Genomic DNA, 13,649 nt, shown 5'->3' on the forward strand with positions numbered 1-13,649 from the left:
ATGTCATAGGCTCAAGTGCGCGATCTCTGCTGCTTGCCGGCCGAGGATAGCTCTGGCGATTGCGTCGCCGATGAGCGGACCCATCGTCAGCCCGCCCGCACCGAATCCGGAAGCCAGCCACAGGTCTTGCGCACCGGGGACAGCCCCGGCATAGGGCAGCCCGCTCGTGCGTGTGGACATGGGCCTGACTCCGACTCTCGTCTCCACCACCGCGGCATCTGCGAGTCCGGGAGCGATCCTGAGCGCATCGGACAGCACCTGATGCTGCCCCGCAGCTGTTGCGCGGACGTCGAATCCGACACCGTCCTCACGGGTAGCGCCGATGACGACTCTGCCTCCGTCGAAGGGAGTGATGTAGTGGTGGTCGAGCGGGTGCACTGTCGGCCATGGCGAGGTGTTGATCCCGTGCAGACCCAGGTGAACCAGCTGTCCTCGCTGCGCGGTGATCTCCACGTGATGACCTAGCCTCTGCAGCATCTCCGTGCTCCGTGCTCCACCTGCGACGACGATGGCGTCGAAGTCCTCCGTCGCCGAGGTGGTCCCCACCTTCCACCTGCTACCTCGGTGTCCGGTGGAGATGGTTCTCGCCGCATCGTGCACAAGCCGCGCGCCGTAGGCGTGGGCTCCGGTCAGAATGGCATCGCGCAGGGTACGACCATCGACGCGACCGCCCCCGGTGATGAACAGGCCTGTCATCTCCGGGGCGATCGGCGGGAAGATCTCACGCAGATTCGCAGAGTCCATGTCGTGAACCTCCCCGGCAACGGAGGCGGCACCTGCGACACGATCACGGATGAGTCGGGCCGCCTCGGCGAGCATGACAGGATCTGAGTTGACGACGAGTGCACCGGATCTGCGGTATCCCAGATCGGGGATCCCCAGAGCGCTGAGGCGATTGAGGAAGTCCGGGTAGAAGTTGCCTCCGGCGGCATAGGTCTCGTAGTAGGCGCCGGTGCTCGTCGAAACCCAGGGAGCAATGATGCCTGCGCTGGCGGCGGTCGCCTGACCGGCCATGGCGTCGTCGAAGACGGTGACGCTGGCCTCGCGAGAGGCCAGGCCGAACGCGACCGAGGCGCCTGCGATTCCGCCGCCGATGACGGCAACGCGAGCTGATGTGTCGGTCACGGCAGTGCGTCTCCTTAGACGGGTGCGAACCGTGCAGGGCGGCTGTTGGTCCCTCGAGCCTACGCCCTCCCGGCAATCACGCACTGCGCCCCGCCAGTCTCTATTCCTACACGTGCAACGGGAGGAACAGAGGCTGACGGGGCGTGATGCAGATTCGGCTCAGGTGCCGGAGTGGGATTCGCTCCTCACCTGTTCACGGGCCTCGCGCAGCATGGCCTCGCGAGTCGCGAGCTTCACACGCTCACGACCCTCAACTTCACCCAACGCCTTCTCAGCGGCCTCCACGCGATGGTAGCCTTCCCAATCCACGAAGTCGACGCCCTTGGACTCGAGGAGTTCGACGATCGCAGAGTCATCCGGATACACAGGCTCCGTCAGGACACCCGCGGCACGATCATCGAGGATATGCCCGATCGTCTCCAGGGCATCACCCTTCGTGTGACCGATCAGGCCGACAGGACCACGCTTGATCCACCCAGTCGCATACACGCCCTGCACCACGTCTCCTTCAGCTGCCGAAGCCTGGTCATCTGCGTCGACGACCCGACCCTCATGGTTCGGGATCACACGCTTGGCTTCGTCGAAGGGCAGCTGCGGGAGCGCAGTGCCCGCATAGCCGACCGCGCGATACACGGCCTCGATCTCCCAATCATGGAAGGAGCCAGTGCCGTTGACTCCCCCGGCGCCGTCCAATTCCTGACGTTCCGTGCGCAGCCCCGTGACCCTGTCCTCACCGAGGACAGCCACGGGAGAATGAAGGAAATGCAGATGCAGCCGCCGCTTAGCACCCACCGGCTCACGCATCGTGAAATCAGTCAACGTCTTCGCAACCTGCTTCGTCTGATTATTCGACTCGATCGCAGCCAACGACCCCTCATCGAACTCGAAGTCCTCGGGATAGACGATGATGTCAACATCCTTGACATGCCCCAGCTCACGCAACTCCAACGGAGTGAACTTCGCCTGCGCAGGACCACGCCGCCCGAACACGTGCACGTCGGTGACCTTCGAGGACTTCAAACCCTCGTAGACATGATCAGGAATCTCCGTCGAATGCATATCATCGGCCTGCTTCGCCAGCACACGTGCCACATCCAAAGCGACGTTGCCATTACCGATAACCGCGACCTTCTCCGCATCCAAAGGCCACGTCTGAGCCACATCCGGATGCGAGTCATACCAGTTAACGAAGTCAGCAGCACCATAGGAACCGGGCAGATCAACACCAGGAAGACTCAACGAAGCATCAATGAAACAGCCAGTGGAGAAGATCACCGCATCATAACGATCCGTCAGCTCTTCCAACGCGATATCCACCCCGTACTCAACATTCGAGAACAAACGGATATCACCACGATCGAGAACCTTGATCAAAGCATTGATGATGCCCTTGATCCGAGGATGATCCGGCGCCACACCATAGCGAACCAGACCGAACGGAGTCGGCAGACGCTCGAAGAGGTCGATACTGACCTCGAAATCACGCTCGGCCTTAGTCAGCAGATCAGCAGCATAGATCCCGGCAGGACCGGCACCCACAATAGCCACACGGAAGGGATTCGTCGTCATGGTTCTCCTCAGGAGAGTCAGTCGTCAGTGTTCTGGGGCGGCAGGGCCGCGATGAAGGGGTGGTCGCCGTCGATGACTCCGTGCGCGGCGGCGCCTCCCGGGGATCCGATGGTGTCGAAGAAGTCGACGTTCGCCGAGTAGTAGGCTTCCCATTCGTCGGGGACGTCGTCTTCGTAGAAGATCGCTTCGACGGGGCAGACGGGTTCGCAGGCACCGCAGTCGACGCATTCCTCGGGATGGATGTAGAGCGAGCGGCTGCCCTCGTAGATGCAGTCGACGGGACATTCGTCGATGCAGGCCCGGTCTTTCAAGTCGACGCAGGGCTGGGCGATGATGTAGGTCATGGGTTCCTCATGAGTTCTGGCTCGGACACCTGCGCAGCGGCGAAGGCTCCGACGGCATACGGGCTCAAGGTCACGACATCACCGGCGATGACGACGGCCGGTGAACGGACACCTCGGCGTGCGGCCTGGAAGGCGATCGTATCGAGAGTGCCGACGGTGACCCGTTGGTTGTCTCCGAACCCGTCCTCGATGATCGCGACAGGGCAGTCTCCCCCGCGCCCACCGCGGGCCAGGATCATCGTCGAATGCGCCAATGTGCCGATGCCCATGAGCACGACGACCGTGTGGTCGCGTCCTCCGCCGAGCTCGGAGAGCTGATCGTGGCCGGTGATGACTGTGTATGCGGTGGCCAGTCCCCTGTGAGTCAGCGGGATTCCGGCAACGGCGGGAACCGAGTTCGCACTCGTGACTCCCGGCACCACCTGCACGTCGACGCCGGCTTCGTGGCAGTGGGCGAGCTCTTCGCCGCCGCGGCCGAAGACGAACGGGTCTCCGCCCTTGAGTCGGACCACTCGGTGCCCGGCGCGAGCCTGTTCGACGAGGATCTCGTTGATCCGCTGCTGCGGAACCGGATGGTGCCCAGGGGTCTTGCCGACGTCGATGATCTCAGCCTCGAGTGACTCCCCGCGTTCGGTCTCGAGCTGGTCGATGACCGAACGCGCGCCGAGGCGGTCGGCAACAATGACCTCGGCTGCTTCCAATGCGCGCAGGCCCTTGACGGTCAGCAGGCCGAGATCACCGGGTCCTGCGCCGATGAGCAGCACGCTGCCCGGTGCCTGACGGGTGAAGAGACTCATGACTGTTCGTCCTCGGGAGTGTGGATTCCTGCGGCCACGGTGGACCCGGTCTGCGGATCGATGATGAGGAAGCCGCCCGCGCGTCCGTGCTCGCGGAAGTCCGCGATCGGCAGAGCGGTGGCCAGTTTCACCTCGGCGGTGCCGATGTCGTTTCCGGCGAGCACCTCGGCGGGTTCGGATCCTGATGTCAGCAGGTTGTGCTTCGATTCGATCGTCACGATCGCCTTGACCGTCGAGGTGCCGGCCTTGACGAGCACCCGGTCACCGGTGCGCAGTCCATCGGAGGTGAAGGGGAAGACCTCGGCCCGCAGTGCCTTGCGAGGTTCGGTCAGGCTTCCGGCAGCGGCGAGGACGCTGCCGCGCGCGGTGTCGATGTCATCGGCCAGACGCAGCGCCACGGACAGCGGGGCGCCCGCGGTCTCCAGCGGTCCATCTGCCGTGTCGATGCCGACCACAGTGGTCCGCAGACCGGCCGGATGAACGTCGATCTCATCGCCGAGGCGGATTCGTCCTGACGTGACCTGGCCTGTCACCGCCCGGTAGTCGCGGAACTCATCAGGGTCGAGTTCCGGTGCCAGGCCGCCCTGCGGGCGCAGTACGGACTGCACGTCGAGGCGGAAGGGCTCGAGGTCGGCCGTGTCCTCTTCCTTGCTGGGCAGGTTCTCGAGCAGCTCCAACAGCGCGGGACCCTGGTACCACGGCGTGTTCGCCGAAGCCTCGGCCACATTGTCACCGGCCAGTGCAGAGACCGGGATCAGATGAGCCGAGTCGAGTCCGATCTCAGCCGTCAGCGCTTCGATCTCGGCCTCCACCTTCGAATACGCCACCTGATCGTAGTCGAGGAGGTCGATCTTGTTGATCGCAAGGATGACGTGCCCGATGCCCAGACGGTGGACGACTGTGAGGTGGCGTCGAGTCTGTTCCGTGGCTCCGGTGCGCGCGTCGATGAGGACGACGACGGCATCGGCGGTCGTGGCTCCGGTGACCATGTTCCGGGTGTACTGGACGTGTCCGGGGCAGTCAGCGAGGATGAACGACCGTTTGTCGGTGGCGAAGTAGCGGTAGGCGACGTCGATCGTGATTCCCTGTTCCCGTTCGGCCCGCAGGCCGTCGGTGAGCAGGGCGAAGTCGAATTCGCCGCCGACGAAGCCGCGCTCCTCGCTGGTGCGCGTGACGGCCTCGAGCTGGTCGGCGAGGATTGCCTTCGCATCGTGGAGGAGTCGACCCACGAGCGTCGATTTGCCGTCGTCGACGGAGCCGGCCGTGGCGAATCGCAGCAGCGTCTTCGTCTGTGTGGCAGCGGTGGTGTCTGGTGTCGTGGTCATCAGAAGTATCCGTCCTTCTTGCGGTCTTCCATCGCCGCAGCCGAGATCCGGTCATCGGCGCGAGTTGCTCCGCGTTCTGTCACAGTGGTCACAGCCACCTCGGCGAGGACCGAGGAGATGTCATCGGCGTCGGATTCCACGGCGCCCGTGCAGCTCATGTCGCCGACGGTGCGGTAGCGCACCGACTTGCGGATGACGGACTCATCAGGCCGCGGGGCCGAGAACTCACCCGTTGACCACCACATGCCGTCACGCTGGAAGACTTCGCGCTCGTGGGCGTAGTAGAGGTGGGGCAGGGCGATGTTCTCCCGGGCGATGTAGCTCCACACATCCAGTTCGGTGAAGTTCGAGATGGGGAACACGCGTACGTGCTCGCCATTGACGTGGCGGCCGTTGTAGAGGTTCCACAGCTCGGGGCGCTGGTTGCTCGGATCCCACTGGCCGAACTCATCGCGCAGGGAGAAGATGCGTTCCTTGGCGCGGGCCTTGTCCTCGTCACGGCGGGCACCGCCGAAGACGGCGTCGTATCCGCCCTCGGCGATCGCGTCGATGAGCGGCTGGGTCTGCAGAGTGTTGCGGGTGCCATCGGCGCGTTCGCGCAGGCGGCCGTCGTCGATGTAGTCCTGGACCTTCGCCACGTTCAGGTCGATGCCATAGCGGGCGGCGGTCTCATCGCGGAATTTCAGGATCTCCGGGAAGTTGTGGCCGGTGTCGACGTGGAGAAGACCGAACGGGATCTTCGCGGGCCAGAAGGCCTTGGCCGCGAGGTGGAGGACGGTGACGGAGTCCTTGCCGCCGGAGAACAGCAGCACGGGCTTCTCGAATTCGGCGGCGACCTCACGGATGATGTGGATCGCTTCGGATTCGAGGACGTCGAGGGTGGACAGTGGTGTGTGATCGATGCTCATACGTGCAGCCCGCATTCTGTTTTCGAGGTTCCAGCCCAACGGCCGGCACGGGGGTCCTCCCCCTCGGCAACGGGGTTGGTGCAGGGCTGGCATCCGATGGATGGATATCCCTGCGACAGCAGTGGATTGACCGGCACGTCGAAGGCACCGGCGTAGTCGAGAAGATCGTCGAAGGACCAGGCCGCCAGGGGGTTGACCTTGACCAGCCCGTTCTTCTCATCGAAGGTCACCAGCGGCGTATTCGCGCGGGTCGGTGCTTCGTCCCGGCGGACTCCGGTGAACCAGAGTTCGTAGCCAGCCAAAGACTTCTTCAGAGGTGCGACCTTGCGCCGGGCGCAGCAGAGGCCGGGGTCGCGGTTGAACAGCTCGGCACCGAATTGGGCATCCTGCTGTGCCACGGTCTGCTCCGGGAGGACGTCGACGATGTTGACATCGACCTTCCTGGCCACCTCGTCGCGGGTGGAATAGGTCTCCGCGAAGTGGTAGCCGGTGTCGAGGAAGAGCACGTCGACGCCGGGCAGGTACTGGGCGACATAGTGCGGCAGGGCCGCATCGGCCATCGAGCAGGCCACTGCGCAGGTGGAGGTCTCGAAATTGCGTGAGACCCAGCGGATGACGTCGGCCGGGTTGGCCTCGGCCACGCCGTTGTCGGGATCGCCTGCCAGCTCCTTGGCCCCCGCCTCGGCGAGGGACTTGAGCTCGTCGATGCCACGTCGGTGGCGGGTGGGCGTGGGCAGGACAGCTGTGGTTCGGGTTTCAGGGGTGCTCATACCAACTCCTCGTCGTCGACGCGGTGGGCCCATTGGGAGAACGTCTCGTCCTCTGAACGTCCGTCGAGGAACCGGCGAACAAGCTTCTCGACGTAGTCGCTGAGGTCATCGACGGTGACCTTGAGGCCGCGGACCGTGCGGCCCAGTCCCGCTTCGTCCCGATCCTTCGATGCCAGTCCCCCGCCGACGTGAACCTGGAACCCCGGGGTCTGCACGCCGTCGATGGTCACCAGCTGACCTTTGAGTCCGATATCGGCGGTCTGGATGCGTGCGCAGGAGTTCGGGCAGCCGTTGAGGTGCAGGCTGATCGGGTGCGGCAGATCGATCCCGGCCAGGCGCTCTTCGAGCTGCGCCACCGCATCGGCGGCAGTCTGCTTGGTCTCGACGATTGCGAGCTTGCAGAACTCGATGCCGGTGCAGGCCATCGTGGACCGGCGGAACAGGTCCTTGCGGCTGGAGAGCCCAAGAGCGTCGAGGCCGGCGACGACCTCATCGATGTCCTTCTCCTCGATGTCGAGGAGGAGGATCTTCTGGTGCGGGGTGGTGCGCAGACGTGTCGAACCGAACTTGTCCGCGAGGTCGGCGACCTGGTTGAGCAATGTGCCAGAGGCACGACCGGCGATGAGACTGACTCCGATGTAGTACTTCCCATCGGCCTGCTTGTGCACGCCCACATGGTCACCTGCAGTGGCTGGCTTCTCAGGGGCCGGCCCGTCGGCGAGCTTGTAGCCGAGGTATTCGGTCTCGAGGATGTCGCGGAACTTCTCGGCGCCCCAATCGGCGAGCAGGAACTTCAAGCGGGCCTTGTTGCGCAGGCGCCGATAGCCGTAGTCGCGGAATATCTCGGTCACTCCGAGCCAGGTCTCCACGACCTGCTCGGGGGCGACCCACGCGCCGAGACGCTCTGCGAATCGCGGCACCGTCGACAGTGCTCCGCCGACCCACAGGTCGTAGCCGATTCCGTGTTCGGGGTGATCGACGGCGACGAAGGAGCAGTCGTTGATCTCATGGACGACGTCCTGGCTGGGGTGGCCGGTGATCGCTGTCTTGTATTTGCGGGGCAGATTGGACAAGCTCGGATCGCCGATGTACCGGCGCGAGATCTCCTCGATCGAGGGAGTCGGGTCGATGAGCTCATCGGCGGCGATCCCGGCCACCGGCGAACCGAGGATCACACGGGGAACGTCGCCGCAGGCCTCGGTCGTCTGCAACCCGACGGCTTCGAGCCGATCCCAGATCTCGGGCACGTTCTCGATCTCGATCCAGTGGAGCTGGATGTTCTGACGGTCGGTGAGGTCGGCGCTGCCGCGTCCGAAGTCGTTCGAGATTCCGGCGATGGTGTGCAGCTGTTCTGTGCTCAGCTTCCCACCGTCGATGCGGATCCTGAGCATGAAGTATTCGTCTTCGAGCTCGTGGGGTTCGAGTGTCGCCGTGCGGCCGCCGTCGATGCCTGGCTTGCGCTGGGTGTAGAGACCCCACCAGCGGAAGCGAGCGTGCAGGTCCTCATCGGTGATCGAGGAGAAGCCGTTCTTCGAATATGTCTCTTCGATGCGTGCGCGCACATTGAGCCCGTTGTCCTGGGCCTTGTCGGCTTCATTTTTGTTCAACGGTTCCTGACCGTCGATCTTCCACTGACCGTTTGACTTCTTCGGTCGAGCCGGCCGTGTGGAAGCCCCAGATCTCGGAGTCTGCTTGATTTCTTCTACATGTGCGGACACGATCGTCTCCAAACGCTGCGGTGAACCTTTGGTGAGTCACGCTACAAGAGATATCGATTGCTCAACAAATTAGGGTCCCCAATCATGTCGTTTCGTGACACATGACCACATAAGTCGACCGATGACGATCCTGGTCGTGGACATTGACCCCGAATCAGAGCGCTGAGACTATCCGGTCACGAACGACATCGACCAGCAACGGCGGGGTTTCCGCGCCGTCATGAAGCAGCGGTGGCGCGAGGATCTCACGGGAGTCAGAAATGAGCGTCGAAGTGAGATCCTGAAAGAACCCCGGCGCCAGAAGATAGCTCGAGAGCACTACGCGGGCACCAGACCCACGTTTCTGCTCAACAATATCGCCCAAGCGGTCTCCCCCACCGGCATGAAACCCTGCAACGACGGGCCTCGAGAGTTCATGAGCCAGAGATTCAGCCACCTCCAGGCAGGCTGCGTTGGCCCTGTCGTCACTTGATCCTGCAGCCGCGAGCACCACCTGGTCCTCGTCTTCGAGGTTCGGCAGACGCTCGGCCAGGATCCGGGCAAGCCGAGAGTCCGGCCCCAGCGTCGGCGTCAGTCGGATGTCACGACGCTCGGCTCGCCCGCTCGCTTCAGTGCGGTCAGTGCCTGGCCCTGTTCGACCATCGGCGCCTCCTGCTGCCCGGATGGCATCGGCGAGGTCGACATGCACGTGATAGCCCGGGGAGAGCAGCAACGGCACGAGGATCACTGGGGAATCAGGCGGCAGGACCGAGAGCACCTCGGCGACATCAGGGTGCTGGACATCGACGTGGCCGAGCATCACCTCGGCGGCCAGCCCTCGGCAGTGCAGGTCATCGGTGACGGCGGAGGCGAGCGCCTCGATGACCCTGCGCCCCTCTGTCGACGAGGTGCCGTGGGAGATGAGACCGATCGATGGCAGAGTCACTCAGATCACTTCCAGTGGCATCGGTGATGTGGGGGTGGGGAATGCACGATCGATGTCAGCGAGGTCGTCACTCGTCAGATCGATGTCGACTGCCGCAGCGTTGGCCCGCACATGGTCCGGCCTCGAGGCCTTGGGTATCGCGATGACATCACCGGACCGGATCGCCCAGGCCAGGAGGATCTGGGCTGTGGTCGCGTCGTGACGACGGGCCACCTCGGCGAGGGTGGGATCCTCGAGCAGGTGCCCCTGTTCCACGGGCGAATATGCCATCGTCGTGATGTGCGGTCGGCTTTCGCGGTGAGCGGGCAGAAGATCGAACTCCGGGCCCCGACGGGTGGGGTTGAGCAGGACCTGGTTGACCAGCGGCACCGCGGGCAGTGCCGCGATCTCGGCAGGGTCGAAGTTGCTCACGCCCCAGGCTCCGATGAGGCCCCGTTCGCGGAGTCTCTCGAAGGCGGCAATCGTCTCCTCCACCGGGTATGAGCCTGGCCAGTGGAGCAGGTAGAGGTCGATGTGGTCGGTTCCGAGGACAGCCAGGGACCGCTCACAGGCCTCGACTGCACCGGATTCCGAGGCATTCGTCGGCAGCACCTTGTCGACGAGGAACACCTCATCACGTACAGGTGCGATCGCCTCTCCGACGAGGCTCTCAGATCGTCCGGACCCGTACATCTCCGCAGTGTCGACGAGGGTCATACCCAGTTCGATTCCTTCGCGCAGCGCCGCGATCTCGGTGGTTCGCTGCGCGGGATCGTCGCCGATGTGCCAGGTACCCTGCCCGAGGAGCGGAAGGCCAGTGCTGTCGGCTGCTGTCGTGGTGGGGATCATCCGGTCATCGTAGTCGAGACCGGGCCGGTGGCGGGGGTCAGACGTCATGTGCCTGGATGGACACATGTGTCTCCGGAACTGCACAGCGCAATCGTTGCCTGCCGGCGCAGTGATGGCAGAATCATCAATGAACGAACAACGCCCGTGGTGTCAGATGAGTCATCCCTGGCACAGATGAATTCCGATGAGGAGCAACACGATGAAACCGATGCAGAAGTCACTCTCGCGATCAGGAGCAGTCATCGCCGCGGCTGTTGTCGCACTGGCCCTGACCTTGAGCGGCTGCGGCGGAGGTGATGAGAAGAAGACTGACGAGGCCGAGCAGAGCGAGGAGACCAAGGCCCCGGGTGCTATGCAGGGCGAGGCTGCTGAGTCCGAAGAGCCCACGGAGGCTGAGGAGTCGGAGGCCGCGAAGCCGGAGCCCAGCAGGACCAAGTATGAGGATCCCTTCAAAGATTCCCCGAAAGCCACCTCCTGGGCCAGCGACGACGGGATCAAGGTCAACAAAGAAGGCGACGGAACAGTTCCGAAGGCATCACTTGAAGCCGACATCGACGACCTGTTCACGAACAAGTTCACGATGAAGGTCAAGGCGGTCGAGTGCAGAGACGATATGAAGGTCATGGACTGGTGGGGCCTGACGAGCTGCGAGGTTCAAACGAAGAAGAAGACCTACTTCGGCTCGGTCAAACTCGTCGATCACAAGGACGATATGGTCAAGTACGAGGTCAAGTTCCCCGGCCTCGACCCGAGCGAAGTCGACTTCTAGGCCGAGTCCCACCATTCCAGAACTCGGGTCGCCTGGAGAGTCACCCACTTCGATGGTTCACCTCCGGGCACGTCGATATGGAACCAGACGTCGCCGTCGAGCCGGTGTCCCTGCAACCAGGTCCCGTCGTCTTGACGCTGCGATCTGATGACCTCGATCGCCTCCGCCATGCGCGGATCGGGGCCGGCGCCTTCTGCTGCTGCCCGGAAATAGTCGGCTGCCCGGAAGTAATCGGCCGCAGCGAGGACGTTGTAATAGGCCCGCCGAGGATGGGCGAAGCTGAATACGCGATCGTAGAAGGGTTCCCCTGTCGAGAGCCTGCGGAAGAGCTCACGGCGCAGCAGGTACTCCTCTCCTCGGCCTCGTGCCGCCGCCACCCGCTCAGCATCGCCGGTTCGCACCTGGTAGTCGAGGAGTCCGATCAGGGCGTTGAGCGTGGAATGGTAGGAGCCCACCCTCGACCCTTCCACCCATTCGCAGTTCCAGCCTCCATCTTCGAGCTGATGGTCGAGGAACCAGTCGACGATCCCGTCGACGTCGGCGCCGAGCCACAGACCGTTCGACAGCGTCATCGCATTGATGCAGACGTCGACTTCCCCGCCCCAATAGGGCAGGTCTTCGTATTCCCACTTCACCGGTGCCAGCTTCTCGGCCATTCCCTGCAGCGCCGAGGCGGGAGCTCCCCAGTCTCGAAGCTGATTGAGCGCCCACGTCGTGGCCGTCCATGGCTGAGGCCCTTCGCCCCTGAAGTCCGACGGGAAGTATGCACCCCCGGCCCACTGCCCGTCAGCGTCCTGATGGCTGAGTAGCTCACGGCCGAATCCCTCGGTCGACACCTTCGCCCGCGTATCCCGCCAGACGTCTTCGTCGAGGCCCAACAGGTCGCGCTCGACCTGCCAGCGCAGAGCAGGGTCGGAATCCAGAAGCCAGTGGCTGAGCCGAGTGTCGATCATCGCTGATTCCCTACGGTGGGCAAAGTGCGTGACCCCAGTCTACATTCGGAACAATCACCTTTGTGATCGGTCGAGATGCCGGGCTATGGTGTCGGCTATGGCACTTCAGGATGCGATATTAGCCGCGATCTCGAATGGCGAGGCCTCCGGATACGACATGGCGAAGGCGTTCGACGTGACCGTCTCGAACTTCTGGGCTGCCTCGCCGCAGCAGCTCTACCGCGAGCTGGACAAGATGGAGGCGGCCGGGCTCGTCGAGGCACGGGCGGTCCACCAGCAGAAACGACCGAACAAACGACTGTTCTCCCTCACCGATCAGGGCCGTACCGCTTTGCACGACTTCACGATCCGCACCCCCAAACCGACCGCCATCCGCGACGAACTGCTTGTACAGGTCGAGTCGATGGAACTCGGTGACGCCGCATCGATCAAGGCTAATGTGCACGACAAGCTCGAGGCTTCGAAGACGAAACTGAAAAACTACGAACAGACTCGCACACACCTGCTCAAAGGACGGAGCGAGCAGGCTTACCTGGTCGAGGCCGACCACCTCGGCCCATACCTCACCTTGGCGCGGGGGATCACCTTCGAACGGGAGAACATCCGCTGGTGCGAGTTCGTGCTGACGACACTCGCCGATCGGACAGCAGCATCCTAGTATCCGTCGGTGACGACCGGCCCCAGGTCAGGGCGTTTGGCCACTCGACCATCGCCTGACGACTTGCCGGTCAGCCGCCGATAGACCCATGGCCTGACGTGTTTCCACCACCATTGTGCTTCGGTGCTGCCTGTGCGCACCGGCGCTGGCCCTTCTGGAGCACCGAGGAAATCGAACCCGATCGGGAGACCGAAGCTCGCAGCAGCGGCACAGGCGAGCCGCTCGTGACCAAGTGTGGCCAGGTGAAGGCGATCTTCGTCCCAAGCCCGGGGATCTTCGAAGACCGAATTGGTGGTATTCGTCAGCGGCAGGACTCCGTGGGTATCGACGAGGTGCTGGTAGATCGCGTTGAGTCGCAGCCGACGGGTGTTGATCAGTCGTCCGGCTGGCGAGACTCCAGCGAGATTGGGGACGGGGACTACGAAGATCTCGGCGCCGGCAGCGATCAGTGGCTCCACGATCCCTGCGAGGGCACTCTTCAGGGCGCCGAAATCGACACGTGGCCGCATGATGTCATTCATTCCGGCAGTCAGAGTGACGAAGCTGGGTCGCAACGCAAGGGCCGTCTCGATCTGTGTGTCGACGATCTGGGCTGTCTTGTAGCCGCGCACGGCCAGATTCGCATAGTGAATCGGCTGATGTCGACCGTAGTGCGCTGTCAGAAGTGCGGCCAGGCGATCAGTCCAGCCTCGCGGGCTGCCATCGGGCCAGGGTTCGTCACCGACCCCTTCGGAGAGGCTGTCCCCGATCGCAACGTATCGCAGCGGAAGCACGGGATCACCACTCACAGTGTCGCCGTCATCGGGACCCGACCGCACAAAGGCCGACAACGACGATCCTGTGGTCCGTGCAGATGTGGAAAGAGGTCTTTCATCACAGGCTCCATTAATCAACAAGTTGAGTAACGATCATCCTAGCTTCGCCCCCAACCGCGGGTCCACCGAAAAATGACATCCTGAA

General features: G+C 63.4%; 14 protein-coding genes. 2 read left to right on the forward strand and 12 right to left on the reverse strand.

Going from position 1 to position 13,649, the window contains the following annotated elements:
- Positions 1-3 precede the first annotated feature (3 nt).
- From JTF07_RS13445 to JTF07_RS13490, 10 genes are all read right to left on the reverse strand, one after another.
- Complete coding sequence (locus JTF07_RS13445) at positions 4-1,125, reverse strand: NAD(P)/FAD-dependent oxidoreductase (RefSeq protein WP_204234761.1); 1,122 nt, start codon at positions 1,123-1,125, stop codon at positions 4-6.
- 159 nt (positions 1,126-1,284) lie between these two features.
- Positions 1,285-2,694, reverse strand: a complete 1,410-nt coding sequence (locus JTF07_RS13450) for an FAD-dependent oxidoreductase (RefSeq protein ID WP_204234762.1) — start codon at positions 2,692-2,694, stop codon at positions 1,285-1,287.
- Positions 2,695-2,711: 17 nt separating this feature from the next.
- Positions 2,712-3,038, reverse strand: a complete 327-nt coding sequence (fdxA, locus tag JTF07_RS13455; RefSeq protein WP_069599761.1) for a ferredoxin — start codon at positions 3,036-3,038, stop codon at positions 2,712-2,714.
- Entirely contained in the window at positions 3,035-3,835 is an 801-nt protein-coding gene (cobA, locus tag JTF07_RS13460; RefSeq protein ID WP_204234763.1) for a uroporphyrinogen-III C-methyltransferase, read from the reverse strand. Before cobA ends, fdxA begins: the two co-directional genes overlap by 4 nt.
- Positions 3,832-5,160 carry a sulfate adenylyltransferase subunit 1 gene (locus JTF07_RS13465; RefSeq protein WP_204234764.1) on the reverse strand — a complete coding sequence of 443 codons (1,329 nt, stop codon included), beginning with the start codon at positions 5,158-5,160 and terminating at the stop codon, positions 3,832-3,834. The genes cobA and JTF07_RS13465 overlap by 4 nt, the downstream gene beginning before the upstream one ends.
- A complete protein-coding gene (gene cysD / locus JTF07_RS13470; RefSeq protein WP_204234765.1) occupies positions 5,160-6,068 on the reverse strand; it encodes a sulfate adenylyltransferase subunit CysD in 909 nt (302 codons plus the stop codon). Before cysD ends, JTF07_RS13465 begins: the two co-directional genes overlap by 1 nt.
- On the reverse strand, positions 6,065-6,838 hold the full coding sequence (locus JTF07_RS13475; protein WP_204234766.1) for a phosphoadenylyl-sulfate reductase: 774 nt from the start codon (positions 6,836-6,838) through the stop codon (positions 6,065-6,067). Before JTF07_RS13475 ends, cysD begins: the two co-directional genes overlap by 4 nt.
- Positions 6,835-8,556: a nitrite/sulfite reductase gene (locus JTF07_RS13480; RefSeq protein ID WP_502710966.1), complete on the reverse strand. Its 1,722-nt coding sequence runs from the start codon at positions 8,554-8,556 to the stop codon at positions 6,835-6,837. Before JTF07_RS13480 ends, JTF07_RS13475 begins: the two co-directional genes overlap by 4 nt.
- 154 nt (positions 8,557-8,710) lie before the next feature.
- Positions 8,711-9,481 carry a sirohydrochlorin chelatase gene (locus tag JTF07_RS13485; RefSeq protein ID WP_204234767.1) on the reverse strand — a complete coding sequence of 257 codons (771 nt, stop codon included), beginning with the start codon at positions 9,479-9,481 and terminating at the stop codon, positions 8,711-8,713.
- Entirely contained in the window at positions 9,482-10,357 is an 876-nt protein-coding gene (locus tag JTF07_RS13490) for an aldo/keto reductase (protein WP_286672965.1), read from the reverse strand. It lies immediately after the preceding gene.
- Positions 10,358-10,508: 151 nt separating this feature from the next.
- On the opposite strand from JTF07_RS13490, the gene JTF07_RS13495 reads away from it, so the two are divergent.
- A complete protein-coding gene (locus tag JTF07_RS13495; protein WP_204234768.1) occupies positions 10,509-11,078 on the forward strand; it encodes a hypothetical protein in 570 nt (189 codons plus the stop codon).
- Here JTF07_RS13495 and JTF07_RS13500 read toward each other — a convergent pair.
- Positions 11,075-12,031 (reverse strand): squalene cyclase, encoded by a 957-nt coding sequence (locus JTF07_RS13500; RefSeq protein WP_204234769.1) that lies wholly within the window; start codon positions 12,029-12,031, stop codon positions 11,075-11,077. The two genes, JTF07_RS13495 and JTF07_RS13500, sit on opposite strands and share 4 nt — an antisense overlap.
- 97 nt (positions 12,032-12,128) lie before the next feature.
- Between JTF07_RS13500 and JTF07_RS13505 the strand changes: the two genes are divergently transcribed.
- Positions 12,129-12,689: a PadR family transcriptional regulator gene (locus tag JTF07_RS13505; RefSeq protein WP_204234770.1), complete on the forward strand. Its 561-nt coding sequence runs from the start codon at positions 12,129-12,131 to the stop codon at positions 12,687-12,689.
- Here JTF07_RS13505 and JTF07_RS13510 read toward each other — a convergent pair.
- Positions 12,686-13,462: an SGNH/GDSL hydrolase family protein gene (locus tag JTF07_RS13510; RefSeq protein WP_353843971.1), complete on the reverse strand. Its 777-nt coding sequence runs from the start codon at positions 13,460-13,462 to the stop codon at positions 12,686-12,688. The genes JTF07_RS13505 and JTF07_RS13510 overlap by 4 nt on opposite strands.
- Positions 13,463-13,649 lie beyond the last annotated feature (187 nt).

It is taken from the genome of Brevibacterium sp. RIT 803, from assembly GCF_016892625.1.
In the GTDB taxonomy this organism is placed as follows: domain Bacteria; phylum Actinomycetota; class Actinomycetes; order Actinomycetales; family Brevibacteriaceae; genus Brevibacterium.

Excerpts from the sequence above, each read along its gene's own strand:
- JTF07_RS13505 (WP_204234770.1), top strand. The coding sequence starts at position 12,129 with ATGGCACTTCAGGATGCGATATTAGCCGCGATCTCGAATGGCGAGGCC.
- cysD (WP_204234765.1), bottom strand. The coding sequence starts at position 6,068 with ATGAGCATCGATCACACACCACTGTCCACCCTCGACGTCCTCGAATCC.
- fdxA (WP_069599761.1), bottom strand. The coding sequence starts at position 3,038 with ATGACCTACATCATCGCCCAGCCCTGCGTCGACTTGAAAGACCGGGCC.
- JTF07_RS13495 (WP_204234768.1), top strand. The coding sequence starts at position 10,509 with ATGAAACCGATGCAGAAGTCACTCTCGCGATCAGGAGCAGTCATCGCC.
- JTF07_RS13450 (WP_204234762.1), bottom strand. The coding sequence starts at position 2,694 with ATGACGACGAATCCCTTCCGTGTGGCTATTGTGGGTGCCGGTCCTGCC.
- cobA (WP_204234763.1), bottom strand. The coding sequence starts at position 3,835 with ATGAGTCTCTTCACCCGTCAGGCACCGGGCAGCGTGCTGCTCATCGGC.
- JTF07_RS13490 (WP_286672965.1), bottom strand. The coding sequence starts at position 10,357 with ATGACGTCTGACCCCCGCCACCGGCCCGGTCTCGACTACGATGACCGG.
- JTF07_RS13475 (WP_204234766.1), bottom strand. The coding sequence starts at position 6,838 with ATGAGCACCCCTGAAACCCGAACCACAGCTGTCCTGCCCACGCCCACC.
- JTF07_RS13465 (WP_204234764.1), bottom strand. The coding sequence starts at position 5,160 with ATGACCACGACACCAGACACCACCGCTGCCACACAGACGAAGACGCTG.
- JTF07_RS13500 (WP_204234769.1), bottom strand. The coding sequence starts at position 12,031 with ATGATCGACACTCGGCTCAGCCACTGGCTTCTGGATTCCGACCCTGCT.